This is a genomic window from Tabrizicola sp. (assembly GCF_030694085.1).
Taxonomy (GTDB): Bacteria; Pseudomonadota; Alphaproteobacteria; order Rhodobacterales; family Rhodobacteraceae; genus Tabrizicola.
This window is the reverse complement of the sequence record NZ_JAUXZE010000074.1, coordinates 1-1,591: the sequence shown is the minus strand read 5'-3', so window position 1 is coordinate 1,591 and position 1,591 is coordinate 1. Positions and strand designations below refer to the sequence as shown.

General features: G+C 64.6%; 1 protein-coding gene and 1 pseudogene. Both read left to right on the top strand.

Annotated features, from left to right (window positions below):
• Nucleotides 1-931 (top strand): annotated as a pseudogene (locus Q8M85_RS17950) (DNA-binding protein); the annotation flags it as partial.
• 99 nt (nucleotides 932-1,030) lie between these two features.
• Nucleotides 1,031-1,570: a hypothetical protein gene (locus Q8M85_RS17945; RefSeq protein WP_305547130.1), complete on the top strand. Its 540-nt coding sequence runs from the start codon at nucleotides 1,031-1,033 to the stop codon at nucleotides 1,568-1,570.
• Nucleotides 1,571-1,591: the final 21 nt, after the last annotated feature.

Below are 1,591 nucleotides of genomic sequence, written 5' to 3'. Positions count from 1 at the left end.
GGGTGATGTCGGTGTTTCCAGCTGGAACCCGTCGGCGACCTCCGTCGGGGGCGCCGTCATCACCTCGGGAGGTCAGCCGATCGGTGCTGATCCGTCCGACGAGGAAGATGACGGCGCGCTGAAGCCGCTGCCCGAGCGGCTGGTCATGGAACTGACGGCCCACCGGACCCTCGCGCTACGCGAGGCCATCGGGCGTTCGCCGGACGTGGCGCTGACGCTTCTGCTCCTGAAGCTGGTGACGGATACCTTCCGCACCTCCTCAGCCTCGGGCAGCTGTCTCGAAGCCTCCGTGCGTCATGTCTACATGTCGGCGCAGGCGCCCGATCTCAAGGACAGCGTCGTCGCAAAGCTGGTCGATGAGCGTCACGCTGCCTGGGAGTCTGATCTGCCGCTCGGCGACGATGCCGCGCTCTGGGAGTATCTGACGGTCCTCGACCAGGGCAGCCGTCTGGCGCTCCTGGCGCATTGCCTCAGCTTCGGGATCAACGCGCTCCATGAGAAGGTGAACCCCTACGGTGCAGGCATCTCGGCCAGCGGCCTGACCCGCCGCATGGCCCATGCCGATCTCGTGGCCCGCGCGGTCGATCTCGACATGGTCGAAGCGGGCTGGGAGCCGACGGTCGATGGCTACCTCAACCGCGTGCCCAAGGCTCGGATCCTCGAGGCCGTGCGCGAGGCGAAGGGGGACGGCACCGCGCAGCTTCTGGATCACCTGAAGAAGGGCGAGATGGCGACCGAAGCCGAGCGGCTCCTCAAGGGCAGCGGCTGGTTGCCCGAGGTCCTGCGCCGGGCCGATCTGGTGACGTTCGACGGCGAGGCGGTCGGAGAAGGGCAGGGGGAAGATGCGGGTGAGCCCGACGACATCGACCTCCCGGCTTTCCTGACGGCTGATCTGCCCGACGGCAATGCATCGATGATGGCCGCGGAATGATCTGAGCCATCCGGGGGCGAGGAAACTCGCCCTTGGTCTCACAAAATACAGCAATATCAATATGATGAATGCGACCACTCGCATTCGGGATGAGGAATCATGTCTGCAACAAACATCATCGACACAGCCCCCCTCGGGGCACTGATCCGCTACACCGACGGCAGTCCCAAGCCGCCGGCACGTTTCACCAAGAAGCTGGCGGCTTGGGAGCGTTCGAACGGCGTCGGCCGTCTTGTGAAGAAGGAGCCGCCCCGGGTCTATCCGACCTGGACGGCACCGGCCTCCTTCACGCTGCATGAAGGGAACTTCTCCTCGGACGGGGTCATCCTCGTCACCATCATGCGCAGCCATTCAGCGGACAGCCGGTTGGTCTTCGAGGTCGCCGAGGAACCACAGCTGGGGCAGGTCCGCGTGCTTCTGGACTTCGGTGGCAACACCGAACTCCTGCATCTGGCGGAATCGATCACCGCGGCCGAGCTCTGGATCGCACGGGAGGGCTACCGAAACGCGCGGCTCGAGATCGTCGGTGCCGAGGACGGCGATAGGGCAGATGGAATGGTTGCCGCCCTCCCCAAACGGCATCGCGATGTGCCAAGATTGTGGTGTTCAGAGCCACAAAACGGAGAGGACGGCATATAATGGATACTATGATTGGCGTGG